The organism is Parafrankia sp. EAN1pec, from assembly GCF_000018005.1.
Classification (GTDB): Bacteria; Actinomycetota; Actinomycetes; order Frankiales; family Frankiaceae; genus Parafrankia; species Parafrankia soli.
In genome coordinates this window covers 8,631,538-8,648,291 of record NC_009921.1, presented here as the reverse complement: position 1 = coordinate 8,648,291, position 16,754 = coordinate 8,631,538, and the positions used below count along the sequence as shown (strand labels likewise).

Below are 16,754 nucleotides of genomic sequence, written 5' to 3'. Positions count from 1 at the left end.
TCTGCTCCTGCTCGTGGGAGGGGTCTGCGATGGCGAAGCCGGTGCAGTGTCCGCGCGCAGTTCGGCGGTCGCGTCGCCCGGGTGGGAGGCGCGACCGGGGCGGTCTTCGCCTTCTTCCGTTTCTTCGGCGGGGTCTGTTGCATTGCGGGATGGCAGGGCGTGGTTGGCCCTGTCGAGCGGGTGATCAGATCGTGAGGGTGAGCTCGGTAAACGCGGCTGTCAGCCGTGCGTGCGGGTCGGTGTCGATCCCGAGTTCGTAGTGGCCGCGGCGGATGTTCTGAACGAACGCATGGCCAGCGCTGATCGTCTGGACGGAACGCAGCCGTTTCAGTCCGCGCATCGGCCGGAGCCGGGCTTTGAGTCGGCCGTGATCGGCTTCGATCCGGTTGTTCTCCCGCGCGGCGCCGACATGGCAGGCTTCGGGGAGCAGCTCGTCGAGGAGCCTTGGGTAGACGGGGGCCTTGTCGGTGGTGACCTCGACTGGCCGGCGCCCGTGAGACAGCGCCGCGGTGAAGAACCGGCGTGCCGCAGCCTGATCGCGACGGGTGCTGGCGAGGACATCGATGACCTGCCCGTGCTGGTCAACCGCCCTGTACAGGTAGGTCCAGTGGCCGGCGACCTTGACGTAGGTCTCGTCGACGTACCACCTGTCCCCAGGGCTGTGTCGGCAGGGCCGCGCGGCGTCGACGAGCAAGGGCGTGAAGCGTTGGACCGCGAGGCACCGGTAGACGGTGACGTGGTCAACGTCGATGCCGCCTCATCGAGTCCTTGGTCGTTCTCGAATGATGATCACGCGGCGGTCGCTTTACGTCACGAACCGCCACTCCGGCGAGTCGCTAGACGATCACCCTCCGTACACCACGTGCGTGGACTCCACTGTCCTCGTGCCACACCTGATTCAGGCCCGGATCGACCGGCCCGCCGTCGCGGAGTAGGTCTGACTTCGTAAGCGGCAACGGGGACCAGATGTACCCGGTCTCGGAAATTATTCGAACCCACTGGGGGCTGGAGCGTGAGCAGCCTGGCCACCTATGACGACGGGCTCGCGGTTGCGGCCTAGGGATGCCGGAGCCACAGCGATTGACAGCTCCCGCCGCCGGTTGTCGGAATGCGCGTCACGTAGGTGGTAAGCCCTGTGCCGTCGACGGGCGCGGCCGGTCGCAAGCAGGCTGTCGTGGTGCGGGCGGACCACGGACCCGGTCATACCCTCGTGCAGGCAGGACGAGAGCCGGCGAGGATTGTCCACCCATCGCGTCGGTAGGCTGCCGACCATGGCGGAGCTGAGTGACGTCGAGCTGGATGCGCTGGTCGAGCGTGCCGTCGTCGATGCCTATGGTGAGGACGAACAGCTCACGGCGTTTCATGCCGTGATCGGGGACAGTCTCGCCGTTCCCTTCCGGACCGCCGTCCTGGGCGTGGAAGTGACGGTGATGGGGATCGATCTGCTGCCTGGGAGCGGTATCGTCGCGGTCTGCGCCCGTGGGAGGTACCGCCAGGCGATCGGGATTCTGGATCTGTCACTGCCCGACCCTCCTCCGGGTGGGGCGGAATGGATCGAGGCCTACCGGCACTGGGCGCTCTGACGGCGAAGTGGCAAAAAATCAGGTAGAGGATGTCCACGTACCAGTACTACGAGTTCCTGGCCGTCGACCGGCCTCTGGACGCACGGCAGCAGGCTGAGGTCCGTGCGCTGTCCACTCGGGCCAGGATCACCGCCACCAGTTTCACCAATGAATACCACTGGGGTGACTTCCGTGGTGATCCTCGGAAGATGGTGGAGCGGTTCTACGACGCCCATCTCTATCTTGCCAGCTGGGGCACCCACCGGGTGATGCTCCGTCTGCCCCGTGCCCTTCTCGATCTCAAGGTCGCCGAGCAGTACTGTGTCGATCCGCATGTGACCGCCTGGACCACCAGAGAGCATCTCGTCCTCGATCTGAGTAGCGAGGACGAGGGCGGGGACTGGGTGGAGGGCGCCGAGGACTCGTTGTCGGCGATCGTCGGTGTCCGTGCCGAACTCGCCGCCGGTGATCTGCGGCCCCTTTACCTGGCCTGGCTGGCGGTCTACGGGGTGTGGGAACGCGACGAGGAGGCCTTCGACGACGAGGCCGAGGACGATCTCGAGCCGCCGGTGCCCGCCGGGCTGGGTTCCCTGACCGCACCGCAGCGGGCCCTGGCGGACTTCCTCCGTCTCGACGCCGATCTGCTTGCCAGCGCGGCCCAGGCGAGTCCGCCTGCGGCCCAGGCCAGAGACGATCCCCGTGCACTGGCCAGGTGGATCAAAGATCTTCCCGCCGGCGACAAGGAGAAGCTCCTGCTCCAGGTCACACAGGGCCACGGGGCCCGGGTCCAGATGGAAATGCTGCGACGCTTTCGTGGCGAGCCCGATCCCCGCCGGGATGGCCGTCCCCGCCGCACGGTCGCCCACCTGCTGGACGCCGCCGCGGACATCCGCCAGGAACACCGGCGGAACGCCGAGGCTGCTCGTGCCGAGCAGGACGCCCGCGATGCCCGGGAGCGTGCGCTGGCCCGGGAGAAACGGCTGGACGCTCTGGTCCGCGACGAGGACACGGCCTGGAGGCGCATCGACGCGCTGATCGACACCCGCAGGCAGAACGACTACGACGCGGCCATCGACCTCCTTGGGGATCTGCGGGCGCTGGCCTCACGTTCCGGCACCACGGCGGAGTTTGCCCGGCGGTTCACGCGCCTGCGTCAGGAGCATCTCCGGAAGCCCAGCCTGATCGCCCGTTTCGACCGCGCCGGCCTCGGTGCCGTCACGACCGGGAAGTGACCCGCCTTCAGGTCTCCGCGGTGGATCTGCCGGCGGCCCGACGCTGATCCGAGTCGGGGTCGTCTGTCCGGTTCCCTATCCGCATGCCGGTCAACAGCGAAGTGATTGAACAGCGGGCAGCATCCCACCATGTAATCCCGGCCATCGTGGACGTGTCGTTCCCGCTGCCCGAGCGCTGTCCGTGGCCATGGAAAAGTCTTCGTTGTTGGCCAGGTAGAGGTCCCCGCTGGTGGCCAGGTGGAAGTCCCCGCTGGTGGCCGTGGTGTGGTCCCGGTTCCTCGTGGGATGTCGTGTCTGCCGGGAGCGTGAGGTCTGGGCGGTGACGGTGGCGGTGTCGAGCCAGTCACCGCACCGCCCAGGAGCTCCTATTGAAGTCTGCGAGGGAACGTATGGACGTGATTTCGGCCTACCGGGAGGTGGGCTCGTATCGAGGGGCCGCGGCGATGTGCGGCACGACCCCGAAGACGGTCCGCCGGATCATCGAACGGCATGAGAACGGTGGTGGCCGTCCGGTTCGGGGGCGCCGGGCCCGTAACTACGACTCGGTCGCGGAGCTGGTCGCCGGGCGGGTGAAGGCTACCAGCGGAAGGATCTCGGCGAAACGGCTGCTGCCGGTGGCGCGGGCGGCGGGGTACGACGGGTCACCGCGGAACTTCCGCCGGCTGGTCGCGGAGGCGAGGGCGGACTGGCGGGTGGGGCATCACCGGGGCCGCCGGCCGGCGGTCTGGGCACCGGGTGAGGCCCTGGCGATCGACTGGGGTGTGCTCGGCGGGTTGCACGTTGTTCTGCGCGGTGCTGGCCTGGTCACGGGTCCGGTTCGTCCGGTTCGCCGTGGACGAGCGGGCGGGCACGACGTTCGCGTTGCTGGGTACCGGCTGCTGTGCGAGGAGGTGCGGATCAGCTGCACCTACGGGATGTTGCTGTGCCTGTCCTGGCCGGTCCGGGCGGCTTACCTTCTCGGCGACGTGCTCGGTGCCCCGGATACTGCCGGCGCCGCGATCTGTGAGATCACGCCGGCGGCGTTCCGGCAGCGGGTGTCGCGGGCGCGACGCACGATCCGCCAGGTGATCGACAACCGGTGCGGCCTGGTCAACCCGGCCAACCCGTGCCGCTGCGGCCGGCAGATCGAGGGCGGGCTGGCCGCAGGCATCCTCGACCGGGACAACCTGACCTTCGCCCGCCACCCCCGCGAACTAGCAGCCACGCCGGCCGTCGGGTGGCTGGAGCCGGCGGCGGCGCAGCTCGACCTCGCCGTCGCGATCGGCGAGCTGTACCGCGCCGACCGCTTCGCCGCCCCCGGCGACATGTGGGCGCAGGTCCAACAAGCCTGCCCCGACCTGCTCGCCGCACCGAACGGAGCGGCCGGTGGCTGACGTCAAGGACGAGTTCTCACCGGCCCTGGTCGCCGCGCTCGCGGCCGAACTCGCGCATGCCTGGCCGGCCTTCCCGGCCGGCCGGTTCAGCGCCGACGCGGCGACCGGGCTGGCCCCGCTCGCCCTGATGCAGCGGGTACGCCACATCGCGGCGGCTCTGGCCGCGGCGTTGCCGTCCCGCTTCATCGCCGCCGCCGCCGCCGCCGTGCCGGACCGGGCGGTCGACTCGCCGTCGTTCACCGGCTGGATGACCCTGCCCTGCGGGGCCTACGTCGCCGACCACGGCCTCGAACAGCCGTGCGTGGCCCTGCCGGTGCTGGCCCGGCTGTCCCCCGGTGGTCCAGCGAGGGCCCGATCCGGCCCTTCATCGAACACCACCCCGAACTCACCTTCGCCTACCTGCAAACGTGGGCCCGAGACCCCGACGAACACGTGCGCCGGCTGGTGTCCGAGGGCACCCGGCCACGGCTACCCTGGGCCAGCCAGCTACGCGGGCTCATCGCCGATCCCACCCCGGCCATCGCGCTGCTGGGCGCGATCCCGAAGTCCATGATCTTGAGCAGCCCGGCGGCGTCGGACAGGATGTTGGCCGGTTTGATGCCGCGGTGCGGCACGTCTTGCCCATGCAGGCGGGACAGCGCCGCGGCAACCGCGACCCGACCGCGCACGTTGTCTCCGGAGGCGTGCCCGGCAGCCGGCGGGTGAGTACCCGCCCCGCTCGGGTCCCAGCCGAGCGGGGCCTGGCTGATCGCGCTGGTCGTCGGCACGTGACAGCCCTTCGACCACGAGCTCATCGACCGACGGCCGTCCACCAGGATCCGCATCATCTCCTCGTGGCTCTCCCCGAAGAACAGGCACAGTGCCATCTCCCAGGCCACCGTCCGCGCGCCATTCCTGGCCTCGTGGGCGCGAGCCGTCGGACGCCGCTGATCGTTATGGGTGAACTTCCGGCAGGGGGATCATCGCCTTTACGTCCGGCTTGTCTCGGTCTGAGTCGCCGCCGAGTCGCCCAGTCGCCCTGTTGCCTGGCCTTGATCGCGGGAAGGCTGGGGAGGTGAGCTGCATGTGACAGGACGCGGGGTTGGCAGATGGGATTCCAGCGATCGGCACCGGGCCGGGATCTGCCGCTGGCGGCGCGGGTGGAGGTGCTCCATGAGTCGGAGCGGACCCGGGTCGCTCGGCTGGTGTTCGCGTCCGGGAGCGTGATCCGGAAGGAACCGCTAGGGCCTGACCCACAGCGTCGGCTGCGGCATGAGGTCGAGACGCTCGGGCGGCTGTCCGGGGTCGAGGGGATCGCGCAGCTGGCGGCCGACGCGGCGCCAGACCCGGGGGCGATCCTGCTGGCCGATGTCGGTGGCACGGTTCTGTCGGAGCGGGTCATGCCTCTGGAGCCGGCCGAGCTGGTCGATTTGGCCGGATCGCTTGCGCGCGCGGTGGCGGGGATGCACCGCCGGGGTGTGGTGCATCGGGACGTCAATCCCGCGAACATCGTGGTGGGTGGCGACCGGGGCGCGCCCGAGCTGTACCTGATCGACTTCGCGCTGGCCACGACCTTGGCGGCGGTTCAGCCGGAGTTCGTGCATCACAGCGGGATCGTCGGGACGTTGCCGTACCTGGCGCCGGAGCAGACCGGCCGGACCGGTCGCCAGGTCGACCAGCGGGCCGACCTGTACGCGGTCGGGGCGACCCTGTACGAGCTGGCGACCAGTGCGCCGCCGTTCGGCGTCGGCGACCCGCTTCGGATCATTCATGACCATCTCGCGCGGGTGCCGGCACCGCCGTCAGCCGTGAACCCAGCGGTGCCGGCCGACCTGTCGGCGATCATCATGCATCTGCTGGAGAAGGAGCCGGACGACCGCTACCAGAGCGCCGACGGGCTGGTGCATGATCTCGCGCTGCTGGGCCGCGGTGCGGCGGTACATCCCGGCGAGCATGATTTCCCGACGTGGCCGCTGACGCCGTCCCGGCTGGCCGGGCGGGGGGAGGAGATCGGCGAGCTGGGCGTGGCCTTCGTCGAGGCGATGGCGGGCCGCTGCCGTGGGCTCCTGGTCGGTGGCGCACCGGGGGTGGGTAAGACGTCCCTGGTCAACGAGCTGCGGCCGATCGTGGCCGGTAGCGACGGCTGGTTTGTGGCGGGCAAGTTCGACCAGTACCGCCGCGACCAGGAGTACGACGCGGTTCGGCAGGCGTTCCGAGCGCTGGGCCGGCTGTTGCTGGCCGAGCCGGACGACGACCTGGCCGAGGTCCGGGACCGGATGCTGCGGGCGTTGGGGCCCAACGCCGGGCTGATCAGCGCCATCGTGCCGGAGCTGGCGGCGCTGCTGAAGGTGCCACCGGATCCGGGAGATCCGATGACCGCCCAGGTGCGAGCCTCACGCGCAGCGGTGGGGATGCTGCGGGCCGTTGCTTCCTGGAGGCGGCCGGTGGTGTTGTTCGTCGACGATCTGCAGTGGGCTGGGCGGACACCGCTGGGTTTCGTCGACCTGATCTTCGGTGGTGAGGAGGTGGTCGAGGGGCTGCTGTTAGTCGGCGCGTACCGAGAGAGCGAGGTGGACGCCGCTCATCCGCTGGCGCCGATGCTGGCTCGTTGGCGGCGGCAGCCGGTCGGTCCGCACCACCTGCGGTTGGGCAACCTGACGCCGGACGGTCAGACGGGGATGGTGGCCGACCTGTTGCGCCTGGCCCCGCGGCCCGCGGCCGAGCTGGCGCGGCTGATCGCGCCCGCTACCGGAGGCAATCCGTACGACACGGTGGAGCTGCTCAACGCGCTGCGCCACGAGGGCGTACTGGTCTGCAGTGATCGTGCTTGGCGGTGGGACCAGTCCACGCTGCGCGGCCGGCTGGAGCACGTGGACGTGACCGAAATGCTGGCCGCGCACGTGGCCGCGTTGCCGCCGGACACCAGGGATGTGCTGGCGGCGATGGCCTGCCTCGCCGGGCGGGTGGACCTGGACCTCCTTCAGACCGCGACCGGTCTGCTGGCGGACGAGGTCGAGCGGCGGCTCGGCCCCGCGTTCGCCGACGGCCTGCTGGTGCTGGAGTCCGACAGCCGGCCGGGGGTGCGGTTTCACCACGACCGGACGCGGGAGTCCGTCCTGGGAGTCCTCGGCGCGCAGGCGCTACGCGCCGAGCGGTTGCGGCTGGCCCGCCGCCTGGCCGGCCGAGGTGAGTTCTTCGCTGTCGCGGCGGAGCAGTACCTGCCCGTGGCCGACTCCGTGCACGCACCCGCGGAGCGGCAGCTGATGGTCGGGCTTTTCCGGCGCGCCGCCGACGAGGCGAAGATGCTGAGCAACTACCCGCTGGTGGAGAGGTTACTGACCGCCGCGGTGACGCTTATCGAGCCGGTCGACACCGACCAGTTGATCGCGGTCCACACCGGCCGTCAGGCCGCCCTGTGTGGCCTCGGCCGGCTGGACGAGGCTGACGAGGTCTATCAGACCATCTGCCGGCTTTGTACCCACCCAGCCGGACGCACGGATGCGACAGTGATGCAGGTCAGGAGCATCCATGACCGTGGCCGTTCTAGCGAGGCGATGCGGCTCGGCCTCGACCAGCTGCGCCAACTCGGCCTCCCCGTCCCAGACCGGAACCACCTCGACCGGGAGATCGACCGGGGATTGGATGCGGTTTATCGGTGGATCGACCAGACCAGCGAAAGCGAAGCCGACGATCTGCGCCGGCCGAGAATCACCGACCGCTCGAAACTCGACGCTTTCGGGGTCGTCGACTCTCTCATGCCCGCGGCGTACGTCTGCGATCAGGCGATGCTGGCGTGGCTGACCGTGCAGGCGCTGGCGATGTGGGCGAGGCATGGCCCGGATCCCACCCTGCTCTGCCCCGCGAGTCACGCCACGTTCGTGACCAGCGCCCGCAGGCAGGACTACCGCACCGGGTACCGCATCATGCGGCGGATCCTCGCGGTCGGTCGGGAACGCGGCTTCGAGCCGGAAATATGGCGGGCGCGGTTCCTGTACGCGTTCAGTACCGGTCACTGGTTCGACCCGCTCGAGGACGCCGTGTCCGAGGCGCGTCGCGCGCTGGAGGGTCTTGTCCAGAGCGGCGATCTGCACAGCGCGTGCTGGACCCATACCGTGCTGGTGATCAACCAGCTGGACTGTGCGCCGTCGCTGGACGCGATTGTCGCTCAGGTTGACGCCGCGCTGGCGTTCGCCACCCGCGCTGGCAACGGCCACGTCGAGGAGGCGTTGCGGTCATGGTGCCAGCTGGCCCGGGTGCTGCGCGGCGAGTCCATCGACTCGGCGGCCGACGAGGCGGCCCAGCTGAGCGTGCTGGCCGCCAACCCGATGGCCGTCGTCTACTTGCATCTCAACCGGGCGCTCGCCGCGGCCATCCTCGACCGCCCGGCCGAGCTTGCCCAGTACACGGAAGCCGTGATGCCGTTGCTGCCGTCCGTTGAAGCGAGCTATGTGGTGGCGAGGGCGCGTCTGCTGCGGGCCCTGGCATTGGCCTCACAGGCCCGCACCGCCACAGAGACAGGCCGGCGCGAGGCGATATTGGCCGAGCTGGACGAGTCGGTCGAGTGGCTGGCCGCGCGGGCGGCCGACGCGCCGGTCAACTTCCTGCACCTGCTGCGCCTGGTGGAGGCGGAGCGAGCCTGGGCCGCCGGCGACTTCCGCGAGGCGGCGTACGCGTTCGACGTGGCACAGTGCGAGGCCTCGGTACGGGCGCGCCCGTGGCACCGGGCGCTGATCCTGGAACGCGCCGCCCGGTTCCACCTCGCCCATGGCATGACGGCAGGTGGGAGTGCCCTGCTCGACGCCGCCCGTCGCCAGTACCTGGACTGGGGCGCGACCGCGAAGGTTCGCCAGCTCGACTGGGCCCACCCGACGCTACGCACCGAACCCGCCGGCGCCCAGGCGGCCGCGCCCCCACCGACGCAGCCCGCCACCCGCCGCTCCACCATCACCATCACCACCGGCACCATCGACCTGCTCGGCGTCGTCGCCGCCTCTCAGGCACTCAGCTCCGAGACCAGCATCGAAGGCCTACGGACCAGGGTCGAGGGAATCCTGTCCGCGTTGACGGGTGCCACCGGCGTCCACCTGCTACTGCGCGACCAGGAGCAGCGGGACTGGCCGGTGCCAGCCGGCGACGCCGGCACCGTCCCGCTCGCCGAGGCCGGCCGACGACGGCTGCTGCCACCCTCGGTCATTCGATACGCCGAACGCACCCAGGAACCCCTCGTCATCGCCGACGCCACCCGCGACGACCGCTTCCACCGCGACCCCTACCTCACCGGCCTCGACCGCTGCTCCCTGCTCGCCATCCCCATCACGATCCGCGGCGAGCTACGCGCGATGCTGCTGCTGGAAAACAGGATGATCCGCGGCGCGTTCACCACCGAACGCCTCGAAGGAATCATGCTCATCGCCGGACAACTCGCCGTCTCCCTCGACAACGCCCAGGTCTACACCTCCCTGGAACGCAAGGTCGCCGAACGCACTTGGCAACTGGCCGCCGCCAACCAGCGACTCGAACAGCTTTCGGTCACCGACCAGCTGACCGGACTGGCCAACCGCCGACGCCTCGACGAGGTCCTCGACGCCGAATGGCACCGGGCAACCCGCCAGAAGACACCCATCGCGTTCGCCATGATCGACATCGACCAATTCAAGCTCTACAACGACCACTACGGCCACACCGCCGGCGACCGTTGCATACACCAGGTCGCCACCTGCCTGGCCGTCAACATCCGCGGCACCGACCTCGCCGCCCGCTACGGCGGCGAGGAGTTCGCGATCGTAATGGCGGGCACCGATCTGCCCGTCGCCGCCCGAATCGCCCATCGACTCCGCTCCGCCGTCGCGGAGCTCACCGAGCCACACCCACTGAGCACCGAACAGATCGTCACCGTCAGCATCGGCGTCACCGCGATTGTCCCCACCCCCGGCGACAACCCGACAACCTTTGTCGAACTCGCCGACACGGCGCTATACCAAGCCAAGAACGGCGGACGCAACCGGGTGGAAACGGCACTTCCGCGCCCCGCCTCGGGATAGCCGGTGACGTCCGCGTCGAGGACGTGCCCGACGTGGGGCTGCACAAGCCGACCGACGCCGTGGTGCGGGCGGCACTGGTGTGTGCGGGTCTAACCTGCATCGCCAACGCAGACGCATGGCGATGTTGCTACGGAAAGTGACGAGAGCTTGCGGGGAAAGGCTCATTGACCATCGACCGCACCGGCGAGGAGAAGGCGAACCTCGCGGGGATACCGATCGATATTCGGTCCGTGAGTCGCTCGTTGCTGGCGGCTGGATGCTCGATTACCCGAAAGGTCGCGTCGCGCGGTGATCCTACCCGGCGGCCACTAGAATTCCCCGTTCTCGTCCCGGCTTACCGTCGTCCATCAGTGGGGAACCCATGCAACGGAATTGGAGTATCGAGCGGAAGATGTATTCTGCTGGTGTGTCGAAATAGACGACTGGCTGAATTACTTAACCAAGCGTCATTGATTTGTCGGAAGGAGATTTCGTCGGGAGGCGAAAGGTGCTTCGTGGTTGGCTTCGGCGGTAGAGGAGGCAGCCGCCGTGGCGTTCCAGGCCGTGATTACGGGGCGGCCGTGTTCAGTGCCGAGGCAGCTGATGGTCCCTGTGTCGAGGGCGAAAAGAGCCCCCGCGGCGGGCGGCAGGCCCAATCGGCGGGCGGTAAGTACGCGCAGGAAATGGCCGTGGGCCACGAGAATCACATCTCCTGCGTTCGGATCCTGGAGAGCCGGTGCGATCCTGGACAGGACGCGGTCCGCGCGGACCGCTACCTGCTGCGGGCTTTCCCCGGGGTGGGCGTCCGGCCCCGGTGGGACGCCGTCCGTCCATAGATTCCAGTCGGGCCGGGTGCGGTGGATGTCGGCGGTGGTGATGCCCTCATAGCTGCCGTAGTCCCACTCATGCAGGTCGTGGTCTATCTGTATGTCGGTGAGGCCGGCGAGTTCGGCGGTGCGGGCTGCACGCTGGAGGGGGCTGGTCAGGGCGAGCGCGATGTGGCGCCTTAGGAGCAGCGGCGCGACGGCGCGGGCCTGTGCTTCGCCGCGCGCGGTGAGCGGCAGATCCGTATAACTGGTGTGCTGACGCGAGAGGGACCACTCGGTTTCGCCGTGGCGGACCAGGACGAGATCACCCATGATAGGAAACCTTCTTTCGAGATGAATGAGACCGCATCCGGTCGTCGACTGTCACGAAACCCCGCCGGTCGGTGGTGACCCCGGCCACGTCGAGCCCGAGGTCCCGGGTGGTGGGGACGCGACCCCGTCCCCACCAGGACGACATCCGACTCGATCGACGTGGGCTCCGGGCCGTCCACGACCACTCGCAGGGGTCCGGTCGCCTCGATGGCCGGCCGAGCGCAGCATCGCCTTGGTGGAGATGCAGCCCCAGTTCAGACACACGCCACCGGGGCGTTCCTTCTCCACCAATCCCACGGAGAGGCCGTGCTGGGCGGCCCTGATCGCGGTGACGTACCCACCGGGTCCGCCACCGAGGACGAGCAGATCGAAATCCGGCATGCCGGTGAGCCCTTCGACGATGGTCACCGCAGGGAAAGACACACCGCCCGCAGTAAGGCCGAGTGTTCTTCATCCGGATCACCGCGACCATGCCGAGCTGCCCAGAGCTGATGGCCGGCGGTTGTGCGCTACGCACAAGCGCCGCCTCGCCCCGCCATCCGCCGACCCGTCCGCCCGCCTGCTCCGGATCGCGGCGTCCCGCCGGCGAGACGTATCAGGAAGCGGGTGGCTCGGGAAGCTCCAGGGCGCTCAGCGCGAGCGACAGCTCGACGAAGGGCCGCCGGCCGTCGAGGCTCCGTCCGGTGAGTACGGCGACGCGGTGCAACCGGTTCAGCACGGTGTTGCGGTGACAGAAGAGCCGCTCGGCGGCCGCCGAGGCTGACCGGTCGGCCTCGAGCCAGGCGGTGAGGGTGTCCAGAAGGGGCTTGGATTCCTTAACAGGCAGGGTGAGCACCGGGCCGAGCCAGGTGTCGACGAGCCGGCGGCACAGCTCCGGCGAGCGGACGAGAAGGGATTCTGGGACACGTTCATCGATGCTCACAAGGCCCGACGCGTTGATGGGCACCGTGCTCAGCGCCAAGGTGGCGAGCCGGTGGCCCAGAGCAACGGCGGCCAGGCCGCCGTTGACGTGTGCGGCGGCCGCACGCCCGCCAAGCGCTGCGCCCGCATCGGACGACAAACGCGAGAAGGACGACGTCTTGGGAAGCGGGACAACCCCGACGACCGTGTCGGCCCGTTCGTGCCAAATCGACCGGATGCGGTGAGCGTCCAGCACTATCTGCGCGCGCCCAGCCGGGGCCGGCGACCGCTGATCGGACAGGGCGGCAACCACGACCAGGTACCGCCCACCGACGGGCAGGTCGAGCTCGCCGGCTGCGCGCTGCAGGAATGCCGCGTCGTCTGCACGCCCGGCCAGGAGGTCCTCGAGCACCGCGTGGCGCCGTCGCTCGGCCCGGTGCAGCTGGTCGAGCTGCATCTGCCGGTACGCCGTGGACAGCGACGAGGACATGCTGTCGACGACGGTCCACAGCACGGTCGCCGCTGGGCCAATGATCTCCGAGCTCGCCCCGGTACGCCGGGCCGCACGCAGCAAGGCCTCCCACACGACGCGCCCGCCCAGCCGGAAGGTCCGCAACATCACCTCCAGCGGGACGCCCTGCTCAGCCCGGGCGCGGCCGATGCCCACCGCCACCTCGTCGTCTGTTACGTCCGAGACCTCGCCCGCGACCCGTTCGAGGACTCGCCGCAGGTAGGCGCCGCAGCCCCGACGCAGATCATCCACCGACACCGTGTCGTAGGCGGCGATCCAGGGACGGTCGCCCGCGTGGACGGCGCCAACCAGCTCGTCGGTCAGCGCTTCCAGGCCGGCTAGACACTCGACGGCGAGCAACTGCGTCGCCGAAGCAGGGGATGCAGCGGTGGCAGCGGGTTCAGTGGCCGAGGTCGACGGTCTCGCGCCCCTTGTGCGGCTTCCCAGCACGGCGTTCGCCTCCTGTCCCCGCCGCCAGGACGTGTAGCCCGCTCGGATCACAGACGCGGATACCCGACGGGTGTCGCTCGACGAGGCCGGCTTCGCGCAGCTTCCGGAGCGAACGCGACCACTATAGGCCCCCGCTCTGGCCTGATTCCGATGTTGACGGACAACACAAGCAGGCGTATACAGACGTGACAACGGGTCGAAGCGGCGGTGATGTCACAGATGTACGCAGAAGAACGCCAGCAGGAGATCGTGCGGCGGGCGCGCGCCGAGGGCAGGGTGGATGTCGTGGCGCTGGCCGAGGGGTTCGGCGTGACGAGCGAGACGATCCGCAGGGATCTCACCCTGCTCGAGCGGGCGGGGGTGCTGCGACGGGTGCACGGCGGGGCGATCCCGATCGAGCGGATGGGCTTCGAGCCCGCCCTTGCCGCGAGGGACGCAGTCATGACCGCGGAGAAGGAGCGGATAGTCAAGGCAGCGGTAGCCGAGTTACCCGAGGAAGGTTCGGTCATCATCGATGCCGGGAGCACGACGGGCCGGCTTGCGGAGGCGCTGCCCGCCGACCGGGAGCTCACCGTGGTGGTGAACGCCCCGCCGTTGGCGACGATGCTGGCCGGGCGACCTAATCTTCATGTGATCATGCTCGGCGGTCGGGTGCGCGCGCGAACGCTGGCCACCGTGGACGACTGGGCGTTACAGCCCTTGTCGCACCTGTCTGTGGACGTTGCGTTCATGGGCACCAACGGCTGCTCGCCGGACCGGGGGTTCACGACTCCTGATCCGGCTGAGGCGGCGGTGAAGCGGGCAATGATCGCCTCTGCCCGGCGGGCTGTCGTGCTCGCCGACCATACCAAGGTCGGCAATGACTACCTGGCCCGGTTCGCGACCCTCGCCGAGGTCGACATGTTCATCACGGACACCGGGCTCGACGCGCGGGTAGCCGCCGAGATCGAGGACGGCGGGCCCCGCGTGGTACAGGCATGATCGTCACGGTGACGCTGAATCCCAGCCTCGATCGCACAATCGACATCAGCGCGCTGGCGCGTGGCGCCGTCATCCGGGCGGCGTCGGCCCGGCTGGATCCGGCCGGTAAGGGTGTCAACGTGGCCCGGGCGCTGCTGGCCAACGGGAAGCGGTCGCGCGCGGTGCTGTCGTGCGGCGGTGACGATGGCCAGCGACTGGTCAGGATGCTCGCCGCGGAGGGCGTCGACATGCTGGCGGTGCCGATCGCCGGATCGACCCGGTCGAACATCACGTTGTCGGAGCCGGACGGCACCGTCACCAAGATCAACGAGCTGGGTCCGTCGCTGTCCAAGGACGAGCTGGACACGGTCGCCGCCGCCGTGCTCGACTGCGACGTGCCGGGGGGATGGGTCGCGGTGTGCGGCAGCCTTCCGCCTGGGGTGCCGGCGGATGCGTACGCGGACCTGTGCGTCCGGTTCCGCGCCGCGGGCCGAAGGGTCGCGGTCGACACCAGCGGTGCGGCGCTCCTCGACGCGGTCGCCGCGGGGCCGGCGGTGGTGAAGCCCAACCAGGAGGAGCTTGGTGAGGCGGTCGGCGCGCCGCTGCGCAACCTGGGTGAGGTGATTGAGGCGGCGCAGCAGCTTCGGACCTGGGGGGCCGGCGCGGTCCTGGCCAGCCTGGGTGCGCACGGTGCGGTGCTTGTCGATGACCACGGCGCGGTGATGGGGGATTCTCCCGTGCTCGGCCCGCGCAGCACCGTGGGCGCCGGGGACGCCCTCCTAGCAGGGTTCCTCGCGGCCGGTGCTCGCGGGCCCGAGGCCTTGGCGGAAGCCTTGGCCTGGGGCGCCGCCGCCGTTAGCCTGCCGGGTAGCCGGATGCCCCGGGCCGAAGACATACGCCGGGATCGGGTCCGTATCCATAACCGCCCCGATTTCCACCGGGCCATGACCCTGCCGCTGCCCGCCTGACCGCGTTCACCGCACCAACGGCAGTCCCTGATCCGGCTTTATCCCTGTCGAATTTTTCCCTATTTCTTGATATTTTCACCGCCCCGCACTTGCGTCCGGGGTGCGCGTCCGACGAAGGAGTTCAAAAAAACATGACTACCGCCTATACGCCGGCCGTGTACGGTACGGGCGTCAAGGCCGCGATCCAACGTATCGGCGGCTATCTGGCCGGGATGGTAATGCCCAACATCGGGGCCTTCATCGCCTGGGGTTTAATCACCGCGCTGTTTATCCCGACCGGATGGTTACCGAACGAGACACTGGCTGAGCTGGTGGGGCCGATCATCACGGTGCTGCTGCCGGTTCTCATCGGCTACACGGGCGGCCGTATGGTCCACGGCCAGCGCGGCGCGGTCATCGGCGCGATCGCGACGATGGGTCTGGTGGTCGGGTCCGACGTGCCGATGTTCCTCGGCGCAATGATGGTGGGGCCGTTGGCGGGCGCACTGGTCAAGGGATTCGACCGGCTCACGAAGGAGCGGATACGGGCCGGATTCGAAATGCTGGTGGAGAACTTCTCCGCCGGGATCATCGGCGCCGGCATGGCAGTCCTCGGCGTGTGGGTCATCGGGCCGGTCGTGGAGTGGTTCACCGAACGCGCTGGCGACGCCGTGCAATGGCTGGTGGACCACAGCGTCCTGCCGCTCACTGCGCTCATCATCGAGCCGGCCAAGGTGCTCTTCCTGAACAACGCGATCAACCACGGTGTGCTCGGGACGCTGGGGGTGGCGGAGGCCGCGGAGAAGGGCCAGTCCGTCCTGTTCATGCTTGAGTCGAACCCGGGGCCGGGCCTCGGCCTGCTGGTCGCCTACTTCCTCTTCGGGCCGCGCCAGCTGCGCCCGAGTGTCCCGGCGGCTATGATCATCCATTTCCTCGGTGGCATCCATGAGATCTACTTCCCGTACGTGCTCATGAAGCCGCGCCTGATCCTGGCCACCATCGCCGGGAGCGCTTCGGGAATTCTGGTCTTTATCGCCACCGACGCCGGCCTGGTCGCCACCCCGTCGCCCGGAAGCATCTTCGCCTACATCGCCGGGACGCCGCAGGGCAGCTGGTTCGGGGTCTTTGCAGGGGTGCTCGTGTCCGCTGCGGTGTCCTTCGCGGTCGCTTCCGTCCTGCTCGGATTCGGTCGGCTGGAAAAAGGCGAGGACCCGGTTGAAGCGGACGGCGCCGATCCGGGCAGTACGAGCGAGGGGAAGGTTTCCAGCGGCGCGGCTAGCCCGGTGACAGCAGCCTCGCAGCGGCTTTCCGCAGCATCGGAAGGGTGATGGCATATGGCAACCATCAAGGGTGAGGACATCCACAAGCTCGTTGTCGCCTGCGACGCGGGAATGGGAAGCAGCGTGATGCTGGCCAGCCAGCTCCGCAAGCAGCTCAAGGCGTACGCGGTCACCGTCGAGCACACCCCGGTGAACTCCATTCCGGCGGACGCCGATCTGGTCGTCTGCCACGTCGGCCTGGCTGACCGGGCCCGCCGGGGGGTGCCGGACAAGCCGATCGTGACATTCCAGGTGTTCATAGGTGATCCGGCCGTGGCCAACGTGCTGGCCGCCATCCGCGAGGGGAAAGTGCTCGATGTCTGAGGGACACGGTGCGGCGCGGCAGGACAGCCCCGGCGGCA

At 69.2% G+C, this 16,754-nt stretch carries 11 protein-coding genes and 3 pseudogenes; 9 read left to right on the top strand and 5 right to left on the bottom strand.

What is annotated here, in order from left to right:
• Positions 1-184: 184 nt before the first annotated feature.
• Positions 185-754, bottom strand: a pseudogene (locus tag FRANEAN1_RS35360) (IS6 family transposase); the annotation flags it as partial.
• Positions 755-1,271: 517 nt separating this feature from the next.
• Between FRANEAN1_RS35360 and FRANEAN1_RS35355 the strand changes: the two are divergent.
• From FRANEAN1_RS35355 to FRANEAN1_RS44460, 4 genes and pseudogenes are all read left to right on the top strand, one after another.
• A complete protein-coding gene (locus tag FRANEAN1_RS35355) occupies positions 1,272-1,583 on the top strand; it encodes a hypothetical protein (RefSeq protein WP_020464478.1) in 312 nt (103 codons plus the stop codon).
• A 29-nt stretch (positions 1,584-1,612) separates the two neighbouring features.
• A complete protein-coding gene (locus FRANEAN1_RS35350; RefSeq protein WP_020464477.1) occupies positions 1,613-2,794 on the top strand; it encodes a hypothetical protein in 1,182 nt (393 codons plus the stop codon).
• A gap of 368 nt (positions 2,795-3,162) precedes the next feature.
• Positions 3,163-3,661 (top strand): annotated as a pseudogene (locus tag FRANEAN1_RS44465) (helix-turn-helix domain-containing protein); the annotation flags it as partial.
• Positions 3,662-3,858: 197 nt separating this feature from the next.
• Positions 3,859-4,167 (top strand): hypothetical protein, encoded by a 309-nt coding sequence (locus FRANEAN1_RS44460; RefSeq protein ID WP_041255145.1) that lies wholly within the window; start codon positions 3,859-3,861, stop codon positions 4,165-4,167.
• Positions 4,168-4,562: 395 nt separating this feature from the next.
• Here FRANEAN1_RS44460 and FRANEAN1_RS40180 read toward each other — a convergent pair whose 3' ends face one another.
• The gene (locus FRANEAN1_RS40180; RefSeq protein ID WP_020464475.1) at positions 4,563-5,033 is read right to left on the bottom strand and encodes a protein kinase; all 471 of its coding nucleotides are present in this window, start codon (positions 5,031-5,033) and stop codon (positions 4,563-4,565) included.
• Between the two features lie 222 nt (positions 5,034-5,255).
• Between FRANEAN1_RS40180 and FRANEAN1_RS35330 the strand changes: the two genes are divergently transcribed.
• The gene (locus FRANEAN1_RS35330) at positions 5,256-10,187 is read left to right on the top strand and encodes a diguanylate cyclase (protein ID WP_020464474.1); all 4,932 of its coding nucleotides are present in this window, start codon (positions 5,256-5,258) and stop codon (positions 10,185-10,187) included.
• A gap of 446 nt (positions 10,188-10,633) precedes the next feature.
• Here the strand turns inward: FRANEAN1_RS35330 and FRANEAN1_RS35325 are convergent, their stop codons facing one another.
• The 3 genes and pseudogenes from FRANEAN1_RS35325 to FRANEAN1_RS35320 all read right to left on the bottom strand — a co-directional run bounded on the left by FRANEAN1_RS35325 (position 10,634) and on the right by FRANEAN1_RS35320 (position 13,076).
• Positions 10,634-11,305 carry a histidine phosphatase family protein gene (locus FRANEAN1_RS35325; protein ID WP_020464473.1) on the bottom strand — a complete coding sequence of 224 codons (672 nt, stop codon included), beginning with the start codon at positions 11,303-11,305 and terminating at the stop codon, positions 10,634-10,636.
• 213 nt (positions 11,306-11,518) lie between these two features.
• A pseudogene (locus FRANEAN1_RS44455) lies at positions 11,519-11,686 on the bottom strand (FAD-dependent oxidoreductase); the annotation flags it as partial.
• Positions 11,687-11,900: 214 nt separating this feature from the next.
• Positions 11,901-13,076, bottom strand: coding sequence for a helix-turn-helix domain-containing protein (locus tag FRANEAN1_RS35320; RefSeq protein WP_049795848.1), 1,176 nt, complete (start codon positions 13,074-13,076; stop codon positions 11,901-11,903).
• 309 nt (positions 13,077-13,385) lie between these two features.
• Here FRANEAN1_RS35320 and FRANEAN1_RS35315 point away from each other — a divergent pair, with 309 nt between their 5' ends.
• From FRANEAN1_RS35315 to FRANEAN1_RS44450, 4 genes are all read left to right on the top strand, one after another.
• Positions 13,386-14,147: a DeoR/GlpR family DNA-binding transcription regulator gene (locus FRANEAN1_RS35315; protein ID WP_020464470.1), complete on the top strand. Its 762-nt coding sequence runs from the start codon at positions 13,386-13,388 to the stop codon at positions 14,145-14,147.
• Positions 14,144-15,094, top strand: a complete 951-nt coding sequence (gene pfkB, locus FRANEAN1_RS35310; protein ID WP_020464469.1) for a 1-phosphofructokinase — start codon at positions 14,144-14,146, stop codon at positions 15,092-15,094. Before FRANEAN1_RS35315 ends, pfkB begins: the two co-directional genes overlap by 4 nt.
• A 131-nt stretch (positions 15,095-15,225) precedes the next feature.
• Positions 15,226-16,401, top strand: a complete 1,176-nt coding sequence (locus FRANEAN1_RS35305; RefSeq protein ID WP_020464468.1) for a PTS mannitol transporter subunit IICB — start codon at positions 15,226-15,228, stop codon at positions 16,399-16,401.
• A 6-nt stretch (positions 16,402-16,407) separates the two neighbouring features.
• On the top strand, positions 16,408-16,716 hold the full coding sequence (locus FRANEAN1_RS44450) for a PTS lactose transporter subunit IIB (RefSeq protein ID WP_020464467.1): 309 nt from the start codon (positions 16,408-16,410) through the stop codon (positions 16,714-16,716).
• Positions 16,717-16,754: the final 38 nt, after the last annotated feature.

Coding starts and splice junctions, on each gene's coding strand:
- FRANEAN1_RS35355 (WP_020464478.1), top strand. CDS start 1,272: ATGGCGGAGCTGAGTGACGTCGAGCTGGATGCGCTGGTCGAGCGTGCC.
- FRANEAN1_RS35350 (WP_020464477.1), top strand. CDS start 1,613: ATGTCCACGTACCAGTACTACGAGTTCCTGGCCGTCGACCGGCCTCTG.
- FRANEAN1_RS40180 (WP_020464475.1), bottom strand. CDS start 5,033: ATGGCACTGTGCCTGTTCTTCGGGGAGAGCCACGAGGAGATGATGCGG.
- FRANEAN1_RS35330 (WP_020464474.1), top strand. CDS start 5,256: ATGGGATTCCAGCGATCGGCACCGGGCCGGGATCTGCCGCTGGCGGCG.
- FRANEAN1_RS35325 (WP_020464473.1), bottom strand. CDS start 11,305: ATGGGTGATCTCGTCCTGGTCCGCCACGGCGAAACCGAGTGGTCCCTC.
- FRANEAN1_RS35315 (WP_020464470.1), top strand. CDS start 13,386: ATGTACGCAGAAGAACGCCAGCAGGAGATCGTGCGGCGGGCGCGCGCC.
- pfkB (WP_020464469.1), top strand. CDS start 14,144: ATGATCGTCACGGTGACGCTGAATCCCAGCCTCGATCGCACAATCGAC.
- FRANEAN1_RS35305 (WP_020464468.1), top strand. CDS start 15,226: ATGACTACCGCCTATACGCCGGCCGTGTACGGTACGGGCGTCAAGGCC.
- FRANEAN1_RS44450 (WP_020464467.1), top strand. CDS start 16,408: ATGGCAACCATCAAGGGTGAGGACATCCACAAGCTCGTTGTCGCCTGC.